At 58.6% G+C, this 20,377-nt stretch carries 15 protein-coding genes; 4 read left to right on the top strand and 11 right to left on the bottom strand.

The window, feature by feature from the left end; genetic code table 11:
* Window positions 1–135 precede the first annotated feature (135 nt).
* The 3 genes from ACUNV4_RS02310 to ACUNV4_RS02320 are packed head-to-tail and all read left to right on the top strand — an operon-like array spanning window position 136 to window position 6,184.
* Window positions 136–4,818 (top strand): LamG domain-containing protein, encoded by a 4,683-nt coding sequence (locus ACUNV4_RS02310; protein WP_430876871.1) that lies wholly within the window; start codon window positions 136–138, stop codon window positions 4,816–4,818.
* A complete protein-coding gene (locus ACUNV4_RS02315; protein WP_430876872.1) occupies window positions 4,809–5,120 on the top strand; it encodes a hypothetical protein in 312 nt (103 codons plus the stop codon). Before ACUNV4_RS02310 ends, ACUNV4_RS02315 begins: the two co-directional genes overlap by 10 nt.
* Window positions 5,120–6,184: a hypothetical protein gene (locus ACUNV4_RS02320; RefSeq protein ID WP_430876873.1), complete on the top strand. Its 1,065-nt coding sequence runs from the start codon at window positions 5,120–5,122 to the stop codon at window positions 6,182–6,184. The genes ACUNV4_RS02315 and ACUNV4_RS02320 overlap by 1 nt, the downstream gene beginning before the upstream one ends.
* Window positions 6,185–6,297: 113 nt before the next feature.
* On the opposite strand, the gene ACUNV4_RS02325 is transcribed toward ACUNV4_RS02320, so the two are convergent.
* From ACUNV4_RS02325 to ACUNV4_RS02340, 4 genes are read right to left on the bottom strand one after another with little or no spacing between them, the layout of a single operon-like run.
* Window positions 6,298–7,743 carry a sulfatase-like hydrolase/transferase gene (locus tag ACUNV4_RS02325; protein WP_430876874.1) on the bottom strand — a complete coding sequence of 482 codons (1,446 nt, stop codon included), beginning with the start codon at window positions 7,741–7,743 and terminating at the stop codon, window positions 6,298–6,300.
* A 4-nt stretch (window positions 7,744–7,747) separates the two neighbouring features.
* Window positions 7,748–9,247, bottom strand: a complete 1,500-nt coding sequence (locus ACUNV4_RS02330) for a tripartite tricarboxylate transporter permease (protein WP_430876875.1) — start codon at window positions 9,245–9,247, stop codon at window positions 7,748–7,750.
* Window positions 9,244–9,711: a tripartite tricarboxylate transporter TctB family protein gene (locus ACUNV4_RS02335; protein ID WP_430877400.1), complete on the bottom strand. Its 468-nt coding sequence runs from the start codon at window positions 9,709–9,711 to the stop codon at window positions 9,244–9,246. The genes ACUNV4_RS02330 and ACUNV4_RS02335 overlap by 4 nt, the downstream gene beginning before the upstream one ends.
* Window positions 9,712–9,727: 16 nt before the next feature.
* Window positions 9,728–10,678 carry a Bug family tripartite tricarboxylate transporter substrate binding protein gene (locus tag ACUNV4_RS02340; protein WP_430876876.1) on the bottom strand — a complete coding sequence of 317 codons (951 nt, stop codon included), beginning with the start codon at window positions 10,676–10,678 and terminating at the stop codon, window positions 9,728–9,730.
* 134 nt (window positions 10,679–10,812) lie between these two features.
* Here ACUNV4_RS02340 and ACUNV4_RS02345 point away from each other — a divergent pair, with 134 nt between their 5' ends.
* A complete protein-coding gene (locus ACUNV4_RS02345; protein ID WP_430876877.1) occupies window positions 10,813–11,739 on the top strand; it encodes a LysR family transcriptional regulator in 927 nt (308 codons plus the stop codon).
* Here the strand turns inward: ACUNV4_RS02345 and ACUNV4_RS02350 are convergent.
* The 7 genes from ACUNV4_RS02350 to ACUNV4_RS02380 are packed head-to-tail and all read right to left on the bottom strand — an operon-like array spanning window position 11,723 to window position 20,367.
* Window positions 11,723–13,093, bottom strand: a complete 1,371-nt coding sequence (locus ACUNV4_RS02350) for a hypothetical protein (RefSeq protein WP_430876878.1) — start codon at window positions 13,091–13,093, stop codon at window positions 11,723–11,725. The genes ACUNV4_RS02345 and ACUNV4_RS02350 overlap by 17 nt on opposite strands.
* 60 nt (window positions 13,094–13,153) lie before the next feature.
* On the bottom strand, window positions 13,154–14,719 hold the full coding sequence (locus tag ACUNV4_RS02355; RefSeq protein ID WP_430876879.1) for a UxaA family hydrolase: 1,566 nt from the start codon (window positions 14,717–14,719) through the stop codon (window positions 13,154–13,156).
* Window positions 14,716–15,864, bottom strand: coding sequence for a mandelate racemase/muconate lactonizing enzyme family protein (locus ACUNV4_RS02360; RefSeq protein WP_430876880.1), 1,149 nt, complete (start codon window positions 15,862–15,864; stop codon window positions 14,716–14,718). The genes ACUNV4_RS02355 and ACUNV4_RS02360 overlap by 4 nt, the downstream gene beginning before the upstream one ends.
* Window positions 15,861–17,366: a sulfatase-like hydrolase/transferase gene (locus ACUNV4_RS02365; protein WP_430876881.1), complete on the bottom strand. Its 1,506-nt coding sequence runs from the start codon at window positions 17,364–17,366 to the stop codon at window positions 15,861–15,863. Before ACUNV4_RS02365 ends, ACUNV4_RS02360 begins: the two co-directional genes overlap by 4 nt.
* Window positions 17,353–18,843, bottom strand: coding sequence for a tripartite tricarboxylate transporter permease (locus tag ACUNV4_RS02370; RefSeq protein ID WP_430876882.1), 1,491 nt, complete (start codon window positions 18,841–18,843; stop codon window positions 17,353–17,355). The genes ACUNV4_RS02365 and ACUNV4_RS02370 overlap by 14 nt, the downstream gene beginning before the upstream one ends.
* Before the next feature lie 47 nt (window positions 18,844–18,890).
* Window positions 18,891–19,370: a tripartite tricarboxylate transporter TctB family protein gene (locus tag ACUNV4_RS02375; protein ID WP_430876883.1), complete on the bottom strand. Its 480-nt coding sequence runs from the start codon at window positions 19,368–19,370 to the stop codon at window positions 18,891–18,893.
* 13 nt (window positions 19,371–19,383) lie between these two features.
* A complete protein-coding gene (locus ACUNV4_RS02380) occupies window positions 19,384–20,367 on the bottom strand; it encodes a Bug family tripartite tricarboxylate transporter substrate binding protein (RefSeq protein ID WP_430876884.1) in 984 nt (327 codons plus the stop codon).
* Window positions 20,368–20,377 lie beyond the last annotated feature (10 nt).

The raw sequence follows: 20,377 nt of genomic DNA on the forward strand, positions 1-20,377 counted from the left end.
ACTGCCTGTCGACCTTTGCATAGGGAAGATTCGCTGGTGAGTCAAAAGCCGATAAGTGTGCATCTGAGAGGTTCTGCCTTCGACTCTTCCGAGGGTAACGAAACCCATCTACGCGTGAACGGCCAGGCGCGAGGAATGCCGAAGAACAGGGGCCTCAACACGGTTGTCCTCAATCCGGACGGCACCCGCAAGGCAAAAGCCAGTCACGATGTCTACGGCAATGCCGACGCCTGGAATGGCTGGGCCAGCTGGATTGGCGCCAACGCTGAAGAGAACGATATTGTCGCCGTCGCCTCATACGACGCTGTGCGTAGTGTTCCTCGTGGCGGTGCGGCGGCGACACTGTTGAACGACATCGGTGCGCTGAAAGCCTTTCGGACGGAAGGGCCGGGCGATTGGCGCAGGGTCCGTACCCCGTACGCGCTACTCTTTGTCATGGGCGGGAATGGATCCCGGGAAGAACTCCACCACCATGAAGGACCGAATGCACACATCGTGGTCGCATTGAACACCCTTCATCTTCGCGGGTCGGCCTTCGAGTCGTCAGAGGGTAATCAGACCTTTCTGGAGGTGAATGGCAACTCCATGAACATGAGTTCTCAACGAGGCTTGAATACGCTGGTTCTGACTCATGACCTGAGCTTCAAGGCACAGTCCCATCACGATATATACGGCAACGGCAGTGTCTGGAACCAGTGGGCAGAATGGGTTGAATCCACGGCTGCCGAGGGTGATTTTGTGGCCGTGGCATCCTATGATGCAGTATCCAATGCGCCCGGAAGTGGAGCCGCGGCCGATCTGTTGCGCTCCGTGGGTGCGCTCAAGGCGTTTGACATGACCATCGGCGCAGACTGGCGTCGTGACCGAGCGTCTTATGCTCTGCTGTTCGAACAGGGGACCCGCCGCTGTCTGGAAGTCAGTGAACAACTTGGCGGCCCAAATGCCCACATTCAGAGCACTCTGGTGACTCCGCTCTCGGAAGGAACCAGTCGGCAGGCATTGAGTTTCAATGGCACGGACAATTATCTGTCCAGTGAACTCGACATCCCGGAAACCGACTTCACCGTCAGTATCTGGTTCAAGACCTCGAATCCGAATTGCGGCCTGTTCAGCGTCGACGTCGGTGTGCGTGGCGCCGGAGGACACGACAGGAACCTGTATCTGGAAGGCGGCAACATGATCGCTCGCTTGTGGAGTAACGAAACCATTGCCACCAGTGGCATCAATTACGCTGATGGTCAATGGCACCGGGTCAGCCATGTCATCGGTGCAAGCGTGAGTGGGCAGCAAATCCATGTCGATGGAGTATTGCGTGCCAGCGGTGTCAAGAGCAGCTCCGATTTCAACGAACAGACCGGAATCAATATCGGCTTTGCCAGTGACGCCTTGTCGGATTACTTTCAGGGCGAGATTGCAGAAGTGTCCCTGTGGTCGGTTGCACGTAATGAACAGGACAATCAAGCCTGGACAGAGCAGATTGTCGGCAGTGAGACAGACCTGCTGGCTTTCTGGACCTTTTCCGAGCGTAAGGGCAGTGTGGTGCGCAACGTCGTCAATGGTCTGTCGGATGCCACGATACATGGGGTGCCGCTGTGGACGAGCAGCAATGACTTCCCCGGCGGCGTATTGAGCAACTTCTTTGCGCCAGACCCCGAGGACATTCGCGATGAAGGTGAAAAGCTGTCGGTCGTAGGCACGACGCTGGGCAACGGTCATGAAGCCGATCCTCCGCAGGATCTCGTCGCTGAACCGATTCAGGAGCTGATCAGCAGCGGCCTTATGCCCCAGTACGATCTCATGGGAAGACTGTTGGCTGCAGTGCATGATGACGAACTGGTTCTGAACAAGAGGTTGTTGGGGCCGTATGCCGAAATTGCCGGCATTGCGACCGAGGTACTGAGTGTGCTGGTATCGATCCGCAACCCCAAGGTTCAATTCCTCAGAGGCAAACCCGGGATGATTGGTGCGCCGGGCTCGGAGCTGGTTGTTGATGCCGACGACAGCACGGCTCTGGCCACACCCGAAGATCACTCTCTCAGAGTGACCGGTGATGTCGAGGTGTTCGGCAGCCTTGACTACAAGATTCAGGCGGATTTCTTTCACTACAAGAAAGAGCCGAAATGCTCGTTCAAGTTCGTCAGCGGCCAGCCTCTGGGTATTGGCACCTTTCTGCCGGGCGTCCCCTTGATTCAGGCACTCAAGATGAAAGGGCCGACGCTGATCGTTTGCAACGCTGGCACCCTCTATGACGCGGACCTCGATTCGGGCATCAACGAGGGTTTCAACTTTTTCGGTAATCTGGAAATTGCCGAGTCCGATGACGAAGCCTTGCGCTATGTGGGTGGTTTGCTGTCTGTCAGCGAGCTGGCTGTACACGCCGCCATCGATACTTCTGTCTCGCCGCGCAAGATCATTCTTGAAGCCGCTGTCAAACGTGAGATCACGCTACTTGACGGAGCGGCCTTCAAACTGCGTTTCACCCGGTCTGACGTCGGGCTGGAGATATCCGGAAAGCCGCCCGAGCCGACGGTGTCCCTGTCGAATGACCTTGTACTGACCCTGCAGAAAGGGGGTGAAAATACACATCTGGTGTTCACCGGTGGCATCAAGGTGCAAGCCGAATCCATTTCAGGCTTCTTTACCATGAACGGCACGGGCCGCCACCCGGACGGCGGTTTGACAGGCAAGGTTCAGAATACCGGAGAGTGGAAAGAGCCCTTCGGCATTCCCGGCATCACGATCAGTCAATTGTCCCTGCAGCTGGGAGGGACCTACGCGGCTCCATGGATCGACAATGTGGGTGTCCATGGCAACATGAAGATCGGCGATGTCGAGGGCAGCATGTCCGTGATGGTGGATACCAATGACCCTGACCAGTTCGTTCTGGCGGGTTCCAGCAATGTTCTGACCCTGTTGCAGGTCATGAGTGCCATGAATCCTGCCACTTTCGTGGTCTATCAGGCGCTGGGCCAGAGCGTTCAGAAAACGCTGGGCAAGGTTGTCGATGTCAAGATGACTGATGTCAAGGTCAATATCGTGCCGTCCGCCACGTCCATCGGTGGCGTACATTTTCGCGATGAAGGTGTCACCCTCATGGGCAAGCTGTCGGTCTGGGGGTGGAACGCCAGTGCCTTCATCAATGTGGATACATTTGATGGCCTGACCGTGCGCGGGGACATGGAGCCCGTGAATATACACAATATATTCAAGATCACGGGCGCGCAGGGGGATCCTGCTCCGGTATTACGCATGCGAATAGCACCGAAGCCCGATTTCGCCCCAGAGCTGTATTTCTCTGCCCGGGTCGAATTGCTGGGACTGTCGCGGGAGGTCAGGGTCGAGGCGAACGAAGATGCCTTGACCTTCCATCTGAATCAAAGCCTGGGAAGCGTGCTGACCACACGTTTGAGCTGCACCTGGGGCAATTACAATTTTGCCGCAACGGGTTCCATCAATTTCAATCTGAACGTCACCATTCCAACGCGATTCGGTGATATCCCACTGATCGATCTGGGCTTCAATGCAGCGGCGATTGTTCGAGTCGGCGCCATCGATGGATTTTTCCTGTCGCTCAACGGTGATTTTCGCTTCTACGGCAAGACCGTCACCTTCCCTGAACTGAAGCTCAGCGTTGCTCCCAGGGATTTTCAGGCTGTTTTCAATGCGGTGGTCAAGCAGATTCGTGACGAAGCCGAAGACCTGTTCGGGCCGATTTTCAAGACTCTGCAGGAATGGGCGGATGCCGTGAAGCGGGGGGCAGTAATGATTGTGGGCGAGATCGCGACGGTTGCCAAGGATGTCTACAACGCCACCAGAGATGAAGCGGTCAGGGCATACAGGACGTTGAGTCGGGGTGCTGATGAAGTCGCTAAGGGGCTGAAAACCGTTTACAAGGCAACTTCCGAAGAGGTCGGCAAGGCGCTCAGGAAAGCCAACTATGCGATTGAACAGGTTGCCGAAGCACTGGAACAGGCGTTCAATCTGGGCGTCAGGCAGACTGCCAGGGTGCTGAAGAAGGTCGGGTATGCTGCCAATCAGGTGGCTGCCGCAATCAGGAGCGCTTTTGGTGAAGCGCTCAAGTCCGCTGCGCAAGCACTTGTCTATGCAGGTTATGCCGCCAATCAGGTGGGTGAGGCCTTGAAGAGCATCTACAATGCTACTGCAGGGAAGGCCGCTGAAGCCTTGAAACTGGCCGGATACACCGCCAGGCAAGTAGGCGCAGTGTTGAAGAGTGCTTACACCAGCAGTGCAAGGGTGGCCGCTGCGGCTCTCAAGCATGCTCGGTATGCCGTCGCGGATGTAGGCCGGGCCTTGAGAAGTGCTTTCACGAATAGTGTGAATGTTGCAGCCACTGCGTTGAAAAGCGCTGGATACGTGGTCAATGACGTCGGGCGAGCCTTGAAAGGCGCCTACACCAATAGTGCAAAGGTGGCCGCCGGAGCACTCAAGCACGCTCGTTTTGCGGTGGATGAAGTCGGTGGTGCATTGAAGAATGTCTACTCTGCCAATGTCAAGGAGGTCGCCGCTGCGCTCAAGGTGGCGAATTACACGGTCAATGAGGTGGGCTACGCCATCAACAGCGCCTTTTCCAACAGTGCGAAAACCGCGGCCGAAGCTCTCAAGTATGCAGGTTTCGCGGTGGGTGAAGTCGGCGGCTTCGTCAAGGATGTCTATGATCTGGGGCCGGATGCACTGAATGACGCATTGACAGGTGCCGGCTTTGCCGCCAGGGAGATCGAAGGGTTCTTTTCGAGCCTTGGTGGAGAATTCGTTAATTTCTTCTCGGACATCGGCGAAGAGATCATTGGTTGGTTCTGATTGCAACCGAGAAACAAACCTGGTGGGAAATCATGGCTAGAAGCAACAAGGCGGCTCAGTTCGTAAAACGTTTGCAAGACGATGAAGAGTTCAGGTTCGAGGTGGGGCCTGCTCTTCTGGCTGTACCTGAAGGAGACTGGGCCGGGGTGATTGACGTTGCTGAGCAGTCCGGTTATTCGTTCACCAGAAAGCAATTGCTGGGAGTCATACCTGAAGGTTTCTTCAAGGGGAAAGGCAGGAATCCCGAGCAGGGGTGGGACAAGTCGACCCTCACGAGCGGTAAAAGCAAGACCACTCGGTAATGATCGCAGCGTCGGGCGAATCGGCGGTGGTCGGGCGACCACCGGTGATGGCGCAACTAGTTGATCGGTTGCCACGCCACCGCCTGGACAGTCTGGTCTCGGCAGCCGGTTGGGAAAGAATCCTGCGAACAGCCAGTACCCTGCCACCACTTTCCGGTGGCATGCTGGAAGTTCATCCGTACGACCTGGAAAGACGCGCCGATCTGTTGATCCGTGCAACAGGCAGCAATGGCGGCAGCCTGGCTCTGGCCGGTGAAAATCCCGAGTGGGATATCCCCGAAGCCTCTCTTGAAGGTGACATCTGGCGCAGGATAAGACGCTTTGCCCGAAAATGGGCTGACCCTCGGCATCCTTTGTCCGAGTCTGTCGAGAATGCATGGCTCGAGTTCGATCTGCTGCCGGGGCATCTGGCGTTGACAGAGCCTTCGATGTTTGTGGATCTGGATCGACACGGTCGCTATTCTGCAGATCAGCGTTTGACGACATTGCAGCACTCGATGGATGCTCTTGACTACACCTTGACAGAAGACTTCATGCCGGAACTGGAAGCGATTCTGCATCAGGGGGCTGTGCAAAGTCATCTGCGTCACGTGGGTTTCATGTTCCCCCGTTCCGGATCGGCCTTGAGGATCTGTCTGGCCGAGTTGAGTGCCGACGATATCGCTGCCTGTTTGTCAAAGCTGGGTTGTGTCGAGCAGGCTTGCGCCCTGCAAGGCATCATCGAGGCGTACGCGTGCTCGGCGAAAAAGCTCATGCTGGATCTGGACGTCAGTCCCGCCATCGGCTCGAAAGTCGGTATTGAGGTTCTACCCGCCAGAAGTGCCTGGCCGGAGATTTTCGAGAGAATGAGCGTCTCGGGTTACTGCACCAGGGAACAGGCGGATGCGTTTATGCATTGGCCAGGCGAGCTGCCGTTGGCCGGCGGTGCGTTCCGGGAAAGTCTGTGTCGCGTCACGGGGCGTGAGGTGACTGAACAAATACGACGAATCAGTCACGTGAAGTTTGTCGCCACGGACTCAGGCCATCTGATATCCAAGGTGTATCTCTATTTCGGTTATGCCTAGCCTCGGTTGCGCTGTTCTCGTGCAGATTCAATAGGGCATGAAGACGCGAGCGGAGCGTCGTCCGACCGAAGGCGATTCCCGGTCGTGCATTCATGTCTCATCGAGACTGATAATCAGTGTGTTGATTTGACGGACACATCCCCCGGGTGTGTGAAGGCCACCGGCGTGATGCCACGAATCACGGCTTCACCACCGAGCGCCAGTGCCCTGGCATGTTGATCGGCGAAGGCCTGTTCATTGACCGATTCAGGTTCCGCAATTGCCCGCAGCTGGTTCTGCATTCGGACAAGCAGTGTCCGGTGTTCGGCATCTGCAGCCAGGTTGCAGGTTTCCTCCGGGTCGGCTTGCAGGTCATAGAGCAGGGGCAGTGAACCCGGGCTGTCGATCAGTTTGTAACGGCCCTGCCTCAGCATGAACAGGCCGTCTCGGGCGCCCACGGCATGGTATTCGGCGAAAACGGCCCGTTGCGGTTGTTCGTCTGCCGCCAGCTCTGCCAGGTTGAGCCCGGGTCGGGGTGATTTCACGTCAATGACTTCATCATCGATTCCCGCCAGCGCTGTCACTGTCGGATACAGATCGATCAGGCTCACCGGAGTTGTATTGCGTCGTGCTGCCGGGATGTCCGGGCCGGCCATGACCAGCGGCACCCCCACGCTTTCTTCCCACAGTGTCGATTTTCCCCAATAGCCTCGGGCACCCAGATTGTCGCCATGATCGGAGGTATAGATGATATTCGTGTCATCCATCAAGCCTGAGGCATCAAGCGCCTGCAGAACACGCCCGACATTGCTATCCAGTGCGGCTGCCAGAGCGTAGTAATTGGCGACGGCCTCGCGTACCACCTGTTCATCTTGAAAGTGATCGTTGAAATCCAGCAGTGCCCGCATGGCTGTCATGACTTCATTTTCAGGCGTGTACTGGTATTGCATCTTGGGCAGCGGCAGGTCATTGGCATCAAACAGATCTCGAAACTGCTGCGGCGCATTCAGCGGAAAATGGGGCAGGACGAAAGAGACGAACAGTGTCCAGCCCTGTTCACGCGGTTCTTTCAACCACTGTTCGGTGGCTCTGGCAACCGCTTCATCGTACTGCCAATAGGGCGTTTCTCCCTTGCCTGTCATGGCTGCCAGCTGTCGGGTGCCGGGGCGTTCCGGTGGGTTCCTTCGCAACAGGGTAGACGGATCACCGATACCATCCTTGACGTGCAAGGGCAGGATCTGTTCGTCAAAACCGGTGTCAGCGTCACTGTCACGAAAATGCAATTTTCCGATGGAGGTGACGGCCTTGCCCTGGCGTTGCAAGGCATGCCCCCAGCTACTGACACGTCCATCGTAGGGCATGGCATTGTCCCAGTAGCGAATCTGGTGCGGATAGAGCCCGGTATGCAGGCTCGCGCGTGAAGGGACGCAGATGGGGCTGTTGCAGTAGGCATTCTCGAAGACGGTGCCGCGCTCTGCCAGAGCATCCAGGTGTGGTGTGTGAGCCAGGGAATTGCCATAGCAGCCCATGACCTTGCGACTGTGTTCATCGGACATGATGATGAGCGTGTTGTGCGGCATCGGTCTATTCCGGTTTGTTGACCGTCGAGATGGCAGCTTGCCTTGCAGGCTTGCCGGAGCGTAGCAGCGGCAGAATCAGCATGATGCCTGCGAGCACGACGAAAGCCAGCGCCAGCGGATGGTCGACGATGGCCTGCAAAGAGCCATCCGACAGCTGCAGGGCGGTGCGCAACTCGGATTCGAAAGGTGTGGCCAGTACGAAACCGATGATGAAGGGGCCCAATGGCACACGTGCCTTGTCCAGTGCATAGCCCAGTACGCCGAAGCCGATCATGACCCAGACGTCGAACAGGCGGTTGCCGATGGAGTAGGCGCCAATGAGGCAGAACACGAACACCACCGGCACGAGGTAATGGGCCGGGATGGTGATGATGCGGGCCAGCGAGCGATAGCCGGCCAGCATGATGGCGAACATCAGCAGATTGGCAATGAAATAGCCGGCTATCATGGCCCAGACCAGTCCGGCATTGGCGGTAAACAACAGCGGGCCGGGTTGAATCTGATGCATTACCATGGCACCGAGCAGAATGGCATCCACCGGCGCTCCCGGTATGCCCAGGGTGATCAGTGGAATCATGGCGCCTCCGACATTGGCATTGTTGGCCGCCTCTGAGGCCATGACCCCTTCATCGTGGCCGGTACCGAATTTCTCGGGTGTTCTGGAAAAGGTTCTGGCCATGCCATAGGCGACCATCGAGGAAATACTGGCGCCGACTCCGGGCAGAATGCCGACAAAGGTGCCGATGACGGAGGAACGCAACAGATTGACCCAGTGACTGCCCCAGTGTTGCAAGGTCGGGAAGCTGAACTTGCGCCCTAGCCGAATGACGCTGGCAGTGCCCAGTGCCTTGTCGCTTTCCTTGAGCAGTTGACTGATGACGAAGACTCCCAGCAATACCGGCAACAGGCGAAACCCTGCCGTCATGTCGTCATTGCCGAAGGTATACCGCAACTGTCCATCGGACTCCGCAAGCCCCGGCAGGGCTGCAATGATGCCCAGCGTTGCCGAGAACAGGCCCTTGAGCATGGAGCCCTGGGCAATGATGGCCACCAGAACCAGCGCGCAGAGAATCAGGGCGCTCAACTCCCAGGGACCGATCTTCAATGCCCAGTAAGACAAGGGCGGTGCGAGCGCTGCGAGAGCAATGCCGGCCAGCAGGCCGCCAATCAGCGAACTGCCGATCCCCAGGCCAAGGGCCCGTTCGGGTTGACCGTTTCTTGCCATCGGGTAGCCATCGAACGTCGTCATGACCGAAGAAGGCGTGCCGGGCATCTGCAACAGGGTGGCGCTGATCAGACCGCCACTGACCGAGCCGACATGGATTCCGATCAACAGCAGTATGGCATCCACCGGAGCCATGGAGAAGGTCAGTGGCAAGGCCAGTGCCATCAGCATGCCACCTCCCAGACCCGGAATGGCGCCGACCAGAATGCCGCTGCCGACACCCAGAAACAACCACAGCAAGTGCATGGGACCGAGAGCGGTCAGGAGTCCTTCTATCATCGGGTACCCGGCAGATCGACAAAGAAAACGCTGGTGAAAAGCCACTCCGAGCCGAAGCCGAGAACAAGCGCGATCGGAATGGCCAGTGGCAGCACGCGCAGGCGTTGGCTGATCAGTGGGATGGCCAAGGCGACGAACGCCGCGGTCGCCATGGAGAAGCGAATGCCCTGATGCATGGCCAGCAGGTAGGCGATCATCAGCGCCAACAGAGCCACGGTTGCGAGTCTTGTACTCCCGCTTCCCTCATCGGCGTTTTTCTTCCGTACTTCCTTACTGCGCAACGCTGTCTGGACCAGCACACCTGCTCCCAGCAGAAACAGGGTTATGGCACAGGCTATGGGCAATGCGGCCGAACCCACGGGATCGAACATCGGTGGCGCGATATCCCGAGAGCCGATCAGCAGGATTGTCCCGATCAGTGCGCCCAGCAGCGCGACAAAGCAGCTTGAGGTTGAAAATCGGATGGCGGCGTCTTCCTGTCTACTTTGCGGAACGCGCCGCGTCGATCAATGGCTCGGTGCGGGCGTTCATGTCGTCGAGCATGTCTCTGGCGGTGTCTGCGGGGATCCAGTCTGCATCGATGCTCAACCCTGCCAGTTCCTGTCGTACATCCTCATCTTTCAGCACGTCCTGCAGAATCGATTGCAGTCTGGCCGACTCCGCTTCGCCGATACCGGCAGGTGCCAGCCAGACACGAAACACGCTGATGCTCATGTCCACACCCAATTCGAGTGCCGTGGGCGTATCCGGAAGCGCATCATCCCGCTCGGTGGCATACAGAAACAGAGGCCGAAGACCGCTTTCCTCGTACTGTTTGAACTCCGATACCGAAAACAGAGCCGTGTCCGTGTGGCCGCCAAGAATGCTGGCCAGTCGCTTGGCACCGCCACCGATCTGCACGAACTTGAATTCCACCTCGGCCTCGTCGGCGAACATCATGGGAATGAAGTGCACCGGCAGTCCGATATTGGTGGCAACGACAATACTGCCGGGCTCTGCACGGGCCTTTTCCAGAAAGGCGTCGGCATCCTTGATGGGCGATTCGTCCAGAATGCCCATGCCGATCTCGGTACGCCCGGTGCCGCCGAGCAGAGTAAAGGCCGTGTGATCGTAATCGACCACACCCATGGCTTTGGAGGTGATGATGCCAGGACTCCAGATACCGATGGTATAGCCATCCGCTGGTGCGTCCTTGATGGCCCGAGTACCGATGGTGCCACCGGCCCCTGGCTGGTTGATGACCACAACGGACGGGAAGTCTCCCATCTGTTCGATCTTGCGCTGAAAGATGCGGGCCAGATTGTCGACGCTGCCCCCGGCATTGGTCGGCACGACGATACGCAGCGGTTGATCGGGATAGTCTGCCAGTGTGGTTGCCAGCGGTGCGATACACAGGCTGGCTGCCAGTATCAACTGTTTGAAGGTATTCATGCTTGTGTTTTCTTCTCCGGTGTCTTCCCAGTGGTCAATGAAATACTGCCATGAGAGAGTTCCTGTGGGAATACCTTGAATCTTCATAGGGGTATAGCTTATGGTTATAACTGACGGACTGAACTCGACGTATCATGATTCTTGATCTGAGCAGGCTTGATCGTTTCATTGCAGTGGCCGAATCGGGCAGCATCAACAAGGCGGCTTCCAGCACCGGTATTTCACAGGCAGGATTGACCAAGAGCATCCGACATCTGGAAGATCAACTGCAGGCCAGACTTTTCGATCGCAGCGCGCGCGGAGTTGTATTGACTCGCGAAGGGCAGGCCTTTCTGACACATGCTCGCCTGATCATCAATCAGCGGGAAGCCGCTGTCAGCGCGGTCAGAGCGCAGAGCGAAGGTCGCGAGGTAACCTTGCGGGTCGGTATAGCACCTCGCTGGGTGCTGCGTACCGTCATGCCGGAAATCGTGGCTCGCATGGTTGACGATGAGCGTCGGCCACAATTGATCGTATCGTCAGGCCAGAAGTCCTGGCAGATGATCGAGCGCATGCGAGAAGGCGATCTGGATATCCTGGTGGCCACGCCCTCGGAACTGGATGATCTGACGGGAATCACCGTGAATTCGGTGGTACATGATTCTCAGGGCGTGGCGGTACGGCGAGAACATCCATTGGCCGGGCGCCGCAATGTCAGCCTCAAGGCCTTGTCGGAATTCGACTGGATCAGTGGTTCGGCAGAAACCTATTTCAGGCGATACCTCACCAGTCTCTACATGGCGCGTGGCATGCAACCACCCAAGCCGGTGGTGATCGCCGACTCCAATACCATGATTCTGGATGTCATTGCCCGCACCGATCTGCTGGGCATTGCCACTCAGCAACTGATCAACGTTGGTCATGGTGACCGGATCACGATGCTGAAACTGGCAAGTCCGGTGAAGCGCGAGCTTGCCATTCTGAGTCGAAGCAACGATGTATTACCGCAGACCGGCACTGATCTGATCCGCGCCCTGCATGTGGCGCTCAAGGCAAGGGTCATGGCTACCGGCTCACCATGAGGCCCAGTGCTTCGAGCTTCTCGTTGGAAAGATAGCCGTAGCGATTGACCCACATATTGCCTTCACTGGCTTGCCAGGCAGCCTGTGCCCGGCGCAGCATGTCGTCACAAGGGCCGTAGGCATGGCTGAAGGCGTAGACCGGGCAATTTCCGGACTGTTGTTTCGCAGCAGTGATCTTGCGCCGAATGTTGTCGGCGGAGGCGGTGTGATTCTCGTCGGGTTCGGGATAGGCGAAGCCTCGCTGCGCCGGAGGTACCTGGTCGCTGATGTCCAGCGCTTTCAGCAGAGCTTCGGCAACCTTGGAGGCGGATGCCTTGCCGGCAGACATGGCTCTGGCATAGTCGGCGGCAATCATCGGCCAGTGCATGGTGTAGAGCTTGATGCCGATGCCTTGCACCACTTCGCTGGCAGCACCGAAGTCGAATCCTGACAACAGATTGAACGGAGGGGGAAAGGCCTGTGGAACCAGATCGAGAGAGGCAGGCAGTGCCTGGCGGTAGCGCTGGATGAGTGCCAGGGACAGGTGTCTGCGCAGTCGCAGCATGTCCAGCATGCCGGGGTAGCGTTGCAGCATGACATCCAGGCTGTTTCTGTCCAGATGGCACACTCTGCTCAGCAGTTCGGCATCGAGATCCCGGGTCAGTCTGGTTTGCAAGGCTCTTGCGTCATGTCGCATGCGTTCGATGTCCAGATCGAGTTGCGTCGCGACCTGCAGTGCATGCGGGGAAAAGTCGAAGAACAAGGCATGAAAGTGATAAGGCGGGTACTCGGGCCAGTCCAGTCGTATTCCGGCGAGACCGGGATAGGCCCGCGCCAGATCCTGCATCATGGCCTCTCCATAGGCGATGACGTCGGGTGCTGCCAGCGAGGCATTGCTGTCGACACGATCGGGGCCCGGCTGACTGTCGGGGCCCAGACAGGCATCGCCACTTGCCGGGCCGCCGAACTGAACCCGGTAGCCCGGGGGTATGGCCGATTGCACCTGAAACCAGACTTTCATGCCACGCGCGGATGCCTTGTCAATGAACTCCTGTACCACATGGCCTTCGCGTTCGGTCAGGTCGTCCGGCTTCGGTGGCTTGTAGCGGGTGGTCTCGTAGAGCGTGTGGTCGGGGTGGAAACTGGGTGCCGTGCGAACGGACAGTTCCCGGTGTCCCCACAGTTCCCGTTCCAGCAATCGAACCTTGCCGGCGCCGCCATCTACTGGCGGTTCGCGGGTGCCATTGCTGTCGGGTTGCATGACATAGGGACTGGTGGCAATGTCGGTGACATGGGCCCGTTGCAAACGGTCCAGCAGGTTCTCGATCCCTTCAGACTGCGCCCATTCGGGGAGTACCGTTATGCCGAAAGTCATGTTCTTTCTCCTAGCTTCTTGATTCAGGACACCGGGCAAGCCTGCTGCTGCAGACTTGTCTCATACCGATGCGGACAGTCTGCTGATGACCTCGTCGCCCTCATCGAGTCTTTCAGCGGCAACACTCTCTCCCTCGCAGACGCGCAGGAGCAGTGCGCCCAGTGGTGGCAGCAGATTGCCTGCACTCGGCCGGCCATCGAAGGCGGCGCTGGCGTCGAAGTCGATCTGATGCCCGACTCGTCTTGTGGTCTGCGGATTGGCAGACAGTTTGATGGTCGGAGCGATCGCACTGCCGTAAGGGTTGCCAGGTCCTGTCGTGAACAACACCAGTTGCGCACCGGAGGCCACCATCGAGCTGATCGATTCGGGAGAGAGTGCCGGCGTGTCCATCAGGCACAGGCCAGCAGATGCCGGCAGCAATTCTCCCTGTGCCAGCGCTGCGATGATTCCGGTGGTGCCAGCCTTGGCAATGGCACCTCGGGATTTCTCGACCAGCGTCGTGATGCCGCCGTCGTGATTCTGAGGTCCGGGATTGCCCAGGGTGAGATCCCTGCCCGCTGCTCTGGCAATCTCGTGTCTGTCGATCACCAGCTTTTGCAGACGTTCGGCAATCCTGCGGGTCTGACAACGTTGATAGAGGTCCTGTTCGGCGCCGCTCCATTCCACGGTTTCGCTGATGACCACCGTGCCACCGGCGTGGACGAGTTCGTCGGCCAGCCGCCCGCAGAGGGGATTGCTGACCATGCCTGATGAAGCGTCGGAGTGCCCGCATTCCATCGCGACGGCCAGAGTGTCTGTCTTGCAGGGCTGGCGTCTGACACTGGCGAGCTGCTGTTGCATTTCATTGCCTATGACGCTCGCCAGTTCCGTCAGATGAACGGTATCCTCTCCGCATTCCTGCAGGGAAAACCCTGCACAGAGCCTGCCCTGTTCGGTGATGACGGACTGATAGCGCTGACGCATGTGACGATCTGCCGCCAGCAGTATGACGCCACCGACATTCGGATGGCAGGCCAGCTGCCTCAGCATGCGATCATGAAATTCCCTGTCGGCGCCCAGTTGACCACGCCCGAAAGCGGTACTGACCAACAGGCTGCCGGGCAGGGCGGCTCTCACCTTTCTGGCACCGGCTGCGTTCAGGCCGCAGACCGACAGAATCAGCAGATGATTGCGGATGCCGGGGCGTCCACTGCTTCGCTGAAATCCGGCGAACTCGCTGGGCAAACGGTAAGGGCCATCGGTATTGTCGGGCGAAGCCGCGATCGGGGCAGGACTGCAGGGTTCCGTTGCTTGCGGATCTTGTTTGGCATGAGCCGGCGACAGGCGGGTAGCTGTGTCCTGCAGGTCTGCCAGATTGTGCAGATGCGCATGTTCTCCGGGTTGGATCCTCTGTCGGGCCAGAGCGATGGGCACACCGTATTTCAGTACCGGCTCGCCCTCGACGATCTCCGTCAATGCAATCTTGTGACCCAGCGGAGTCGCTTGCAACAGTGATGGCAATGGAGCTGCACAGTCACTTGCCGGCAATTGCGGGATTTCTCCTGCGCGGTGGTCACGCAGCAGACACAGCACGTTGTCATCCGGGTGCAGACGTACTGCCGTGGCGATATCGCCGGAATCACTCATGACGGCTGGACAGAGCGCTTGACGTCGCTGACCAGCAATGCACTCAGGCCGGTTATATCCGGTTCGATACCGAGGCCCGGACCGGATGGAATGTGGAAGCGTTCATTGTCGAGTGCGATGCGTCCACCAGCCAGGGTAAGCTGCAGCGGGTTATCGGAGCTGTCGACTTCCAGCAGACCATCGCCACCGACCGCGCTGAGCAGATGGGCCGATGCCAGCAGGCCGATGCCGCCACCGAGGTAGTGAGGGCAGTATCGGCGACCGTTTGCCAGAGCCAGAGTGGCAATACGGTGCCCCCCGGAGAGTCCTCCCCATTTGCAGATATCCGGCTGCAGGATGTGCAGGTCACCGGCCTTGATGGCACTGATGAAGGAGTCATCATCGCGCAAGTTCTCGCCGCCTGCCAGTGGTGTGCTCATCTGCCGAGCAAGGGTATGCCAGTCTGCGGCACCGGCATCTGCCGGAAGAGGCTCTTCCAGCCAGGCGAGCGACAGAGAGTCCAGTAGCTGGCTGTGCTGCAGTGCGGCTGTCAGATCCCAGGCCTGATTGGCATCGGCCATAAGCCGCTCGTCGGCCTCCAGGCCGGCTGCACAGGCTTGCAATTGAGGCAGGCCGTCATCCTTGCCGTACCCGATGCGTTGTTTGAAGTGGCGAAAACCGAGGGCACGCATTCGCAGAACCTGGCTTTCATGCAATGCCGCACTGATGCCGCTGGCATAGGCGGGAACCGGGCGCAGCTCACCACCCAGTTCAACCGCCAGCGGTATGCCCTTGCGTCTGGCTCGCAGGTCGTGCACGGCAATGTCGACAGCCGCGGCCAGCTGCCTGATCGGACCGGGTTCACCGGCCTGCAATGTGAGGCGATGCAGTTTGCGTTCGATATGGCGACTCGGTTCAGCATCGTCCAAATGCATGTCTGCCAGCGCCGCAGGCAGGACATTGGCGGCCAGCTCTGCCCGGTAGAAATCTCCACCGGGAGGAAAATTGCACCAGACCTCCCCCCAGCCATGTGCTCCCTGATCATCCTCGAGTCGGATCAGCAAGGCAGGGCGAGCTCGAACAGGGCCCATGGTGGTCTGGATCGGTTCGCTCAGTTGATGACGAAGGTGCAGTACTTGTAATTCTCTGACTCGATTGCCTGTCATGGTTCACGACGTGATGCGGGTTGATTCTCTTGCAGCAGGTTCATCTCCGGCTTCACTGGCCAGAGATGCGTGTTGCCCGGTTCGGTCACGGCCGCCCAGCGACCCAGGATGTCCTTGCGTTGCCGACGTTGACGCATCGTCCGGGCGATGTCGTCGGGTTTCCAGTCAGCGAGCAGCGTCTTCTGCATGGCCGTCAGACGCTGTTGCTGTTCCGGCCTGTCAGCCAGATTGACACGTTCATCCGGGTCTGCAGCAAGGTCGAACAGAAGCGGTGGGTAACCATGGTAGTAGTGCAATTTGAAATCACCATCGCGCATCATGCGCTGTTGCACAGCCATGCCTCCTGTCCATGCGGGCACGGCGTCGGTGCAGTATTCGCTGAAGGTGCGGTTGTCCCATTGCTCCGATGCGCCTGTCAGCAGTGGCCAGAAGCTGTTGCCATCGGCCTGCGGCAGCGGGGCTGCGCCCAGTGCGTCAACCATGGTCTGCGACAGATCGGTCAGGTTCACGACGGCCGATTGCCTTTCTCCTGCCGGCAGTGTGCCAGGCATGGACATGATCAAGGGCACCTTGACGGATTCGTCGAAGAAGGTGTGCTTCCACCATAGACCGCGTTCACCGAGATGATCACCGTGGTCGGAGGCATAGACGATCAGCGTGTTCCTGTCCAGACCGGTGTCGCTCAGCGTCTGCAGTATGCGGCCGATCATCTCGTCCATGGTGGAGACCAGTCCCCAGTAGGCGGCGCGCGCCAGTCGTATCTGCTGCAGGCTGGTCTGATCGATACCACGGTTGTGCCGCCACCAGTGAATCCAGGGATGCTCGGCAGCGTCCGGTGGGGCGTCCATTGCCACATCGGGCAGTGTGTCGAGGTAGTACTCTACCCAGTCGCGACTGGCCACATAGGGGGCGTGGGGTAGCATCAGGCCCACCGTGAGACTGAAGGCTTCACGGGATTCTTCCGGTGTTGCGGCAATCTCCTGCAGGGCATCGATGGTGGCGACAGTGACCTGTTCGTCCTTGAGTTCATAGGCTGACCGGCCCGCGCCACAGGCACGCAAGCTCTCGGGCGTCGGGTCATTGGCGTTCTCCAGTACACCCATGGAATGACGTTTGACGCCGCTCCAGTTGGGACTGTGATCACCGATCAACCGCTGCGAGTAGCCGTGTAACTGATCCGGCCCCATGGAATGCATGCGCCCGATCAGCTGACTGCGATAACCGGCCGCACCCAGGGCATGCAGCCAGGTGGGTCTGTCCGAGGCCAGATAGTCGTCGTTGGTCCAGCATTCCTGCCGATGCGGGTGGCAGGCTGTCAGTGCGGCCATCCGACTCGGCACACAGACCGGCGACGGGCAGTAGCAGTTGTCGAAGGTGACTCCCTGGCTGGCCAGGCGATCCAGTGACGGGGTCCTGACAACGGCATCACCGTAGCAACCGGATACTCGTTGCGCATGCTGATCCGAGAAGAGGAACAGCAGATTGGGTTTACGCTGTGGCACGACGTCGGCGCCAGTCGTTGTACAGCGGCCAGACCAGCAGTACGACTGCAGCCAGCGTGAAAGCCAGTGAGAAAGGGCGCGTGAACATCGGTGTGATGTCACCAGCGGTCATCATCAGTCCGCTGCGCAGCTTTTCCTCACCCAGGGGGGCAAGGACAAAGCCGATGACGAAGGGCCCCAGTGGAATCTTCGCTCTTTCCAGCAGAAAACCGATGACCCCGAAACCGAGCATGACCCAGATGTCGAACATGGTGTTGTTCAACGCATAGGAGCCGACGACACAGAAGACGATCACCACGGGCAAGACATAACTGCGTGGCAGATAGATCAGCCTGGCAATGTAGCGTACCGAGGATGTCATCATCAGCCACATGACGATGTTGGCCAGCAGACAGGTTGCGATGATGCCCCAGACGATATCGGCATTGGTCAGGAACAGGGTTGGTCCGGGCTGAATGGAATGAATTGTCAGAGCTCCGATCAGAATGGCGTCGATGACGCTGCCGGGGATGCCCATGGCAATCAATGGAATCAGCGCTCCTCCGACGGTGGCGTTGTTGGCCGCTTCGGAGGCGATGATGCCTTCTTCGGAGCCCTTGCCGAACTCTTCCGGGGTTTTCGATATGTTCTTGGCAGCGGTATAGGCCACGACCGAGCCGATGGAGGCACCGATACCCGGCAATATGCCGATCCAGGTGCCGATGAAGGACGAACGGATCATGTTGACCGCATGCCGGCGCATATCGGCCAGGTTCATCAGCACTCCGCGGGAGTTGACCTTCGAATTCTGCGATACCTTGCCGATGTCCAGGGCATCGGCAATGATCTGGCTGACGGCAAAGGTACCGATGAGTACCGGCAACAACTGCAGACCGCCGTTGAGTACATACCAGTCGAAAGTGAGCCTGGGCATGCCGCTGGCAGGGTCGACACCCGGCATGGAAATCAGCATGCCCAGCAGGCCGGAAATGAGCCCCTTGACCAGACTGCCTTCGCTCACCGATGCAATCAGCACCATGGCCATCATGATCAGCGAGAAGTATTCGAAGGGGCCGAAGCGCGTAGCCAGAACGGACAGTGGCTGGGTGATGGTCAGCAGCACCACCCAGGCAATGAGGCCACCGACAAACGAGGCAGTGATTCCCAGGCCCAGGGCTCGGCCCGGTCGTCCGGAACGAGCCATCGGATAGCCATCGAATGTTGTCATGACAGCGGCCGGCGTTCCGGGCATGCGCATCAGCGTGGCGGTGATGAGACCACCGCTGATGGAACCGACGTACATCGAAACCAGCAACACCACGGCATTGAACGGTGTCATGTAGAAGGTCAGCGGCAGGGTCAGGGCTATTAGCATTGCACCTGTCAGCCCGGGAATGGCACCGACGACAATGCCAAGGCCGGTACCCAACAGCAACATCAGCAGGGCGTGCGTGGAGAGAATCTGCTGAATGGCAACGAAGAGCGCGTTCAGGTCCATGTGGTTTCGTGATTGACGAAGATGGCTGCGTCCATTCGGACGCAGGACTAGACCGGCAGGTCGACAACGAATACCCGGGTAAACAGGTATTCGAGACCGAAACCGAACAGGGCTGCCGTAATCGAGGCAGGCAGCAGGCTGCGCTTGCTGAATCTGTTGAGCGTCATGATGAGCAACAACAGAAAGACAAAGGTCAGCAGGCCGAAGGAGAGCAAGCCTATTTGCAACAGGCCGACATAGGCGAGGGTGCCGCCGAACATCACGATCGCGTTCCAGGGGGATCTGCCGCTCAGTTCATCACGAACATGCCGCCTCAGGGGAGGGTGGCGACGTATCTGTGCGACGGCTTTGACAATGACGATCAGACAGCACAGGATCACGATGCCGGCAGTTGCCTGTGGCACCGGTGCCGAGCCAAGCGGTTCGAAACTGCCCGGAGGCAGTCCCGCCGCTTGCCACAGGATCACGACACAGACAAGAATGATCAGCGTGCAGACGCCGATCTCGGCGATGGTCCGCTGTTCCATGATTGCGCTATCCCTATTTCTGGGCCGCCAGTCTGGCGATCGGTTCGATGCGTTCCCAGGTGGCTGTCAGTTCTTCCAGCATCTCGTCACCGGTGACAATGCCGTCGGCGAAGCCATTCTTGACCAGATAATCCTGATAGGTGTCGGTTTGCGTGGCCTTTTCAATGGCAGCCGCAAAGCCGTCGATGGCTTCCTGAGGCGTATCCTTCGGCGCGAAGAACCAGGATTTGATGCAGAAATTCACGTCGTAGCCCAATTCCTGCGTGGTAGCCACGTCCGGCAGGCCTCCGAAGCGTTCACTGCCGGTATAGGCCAGTGGCTTGATCTGGGAATCGGGGTTTTCCGATCCATCTGGCAGGCGAGTGAACTTGCTGACTTCAGCTCCTGAAAGTACGGTGACGTCGGTCTGCGCACCGGTCAGGGCCGTGTAGTTTGCCGTACCGCCACCGATCTGCACGAATCGAAATTTGGCCCCGGGCGTGGTCTCCTGCAACATCAGACCACCCATGTGATTGATGGCGCCGAGGTTGGCTCCGAATATCAGAGAGTCAGGCTTGTCTTTTGCCTGCGTGAGCAGTTGCTCCAGACTGTCGATGCCGGAATCCTTGCGCACCATGGGCATCAGGCAGAACTCGCCAAGCGAGGCAACGGGCGCGAAGTCCTTCCAGCCGAAATCCAGAGCGCCACTGCCTTGTCCGCCCATCAGTGCCAGATGAATCAGCAGGAAGTTGTAGCCGTCCGGTTTGGCCTCCATGACACGGCGAGAACCTATTGAATAGTGCCCGCCGACATTGATGATGGTCACGGGTTGCGACAGAGCGCCGGATTCATTGATACCAGCCTGCACGACGCGGCCCATCTGGTCGGATGAACCGCCAGCCTTGAAAGGTACGATCAGCTTGACGGGTTTTTCGGGCCATTCGGCTTGAGCCGATCCGGCTGTCACGATGAGCAGTGCTGCCGCAGTCACGCTCAGCAGATGTCGAAATCGAAGCATGGTGTTCCTC

The sequence above is a fragment of the Granulosicoccus sp. 3-233 genome (assembly GCF_052681095.1).

Coding starts and splice junctions, on each gene's coding strand:
- ACUNV4_RS02320 (WP_430876873.1), top strand. CDS start 5,120: ATGATCGCAGCGTCGGGCGAATCGGCGGTGGTCGGGCGACCACCGGTG.
- ACUNV4_RS02375 (WP_430876883.1), bottom strand. CDS start 19,370: ATGGAACAGCGGACCATCGCCGAGATCGGCGTCTGCACGCTGATCATT.
- ACUNV4_RS02380 (WP_430876884.1), bottom strand. CDS start 20,367: ATGCTTCGATTTCGACATCTGCTGAGCGTGACTGCGGCAGCACTGCTC.
- ACUNV4_RS02340 (WP_430876876.1), bottom strand. CDS start 10,678: ATGAATACCTTCAAACAGTTGATACTGGCAGCCAGCCTGTGTATCGCA.
- ACUNV4_RS02325 (WP_430876874.1), bottom strand. CDS start 7,743: ATGCCGCACAACACGCTCATCATCATGTCCGATGAACACAGTCGCAAG.
- ACUNV4_RS02330 (WP_430876875.1), bottom strand. CDS start 9,247: ATGATAGAAGGACTCCTGACCGCTCTCGGTCCCATGCACTTGCTGTGG.
- ACUNV4_RS02360 (WP_430876880.1), bottom strand. CDS start 15,864: ATGACAGGCAATCGAGTCAGAGAATTACAAGTACTGCACCTTCGTCAT.
- ACUNV4_RS02370 (WP_430876882.1), bottom strand. CDS start 18,843: ATGGACCTGAACGCGCTCTTCGTTGCCATTCAGCAGATTCTCTCCACG.
- ACUNV4_RS02355 (WP_430876879.1), bottom strand. CDS start 14,719: ATGAGTGATTCCGGCGATATCGCCACGGCAGTACGTCTGCACCCGGAT.
- ACUNV4_RS02310 (WP_430876871.1), top strand. CDS start 136: ATGCCGAAGAACAGGGGCCTCAACACGGTTGTCCTCAATCCGGACGGC.
- ACUNV4_RS02350 (WP_430876878.1), bottom strand. CDS start 13,093: ATGACTTTCGGCATAACGGTACTCCCCGAATGGGCGCAGTCTGAAGGG.
- ACUNV4_RS02345 (WP_430876877.1), top strand. CDS start 10,813: ATGATTCTTGATCTGAGCAGGCTTGATCGTTTCATTGCAGTGGCCGAA.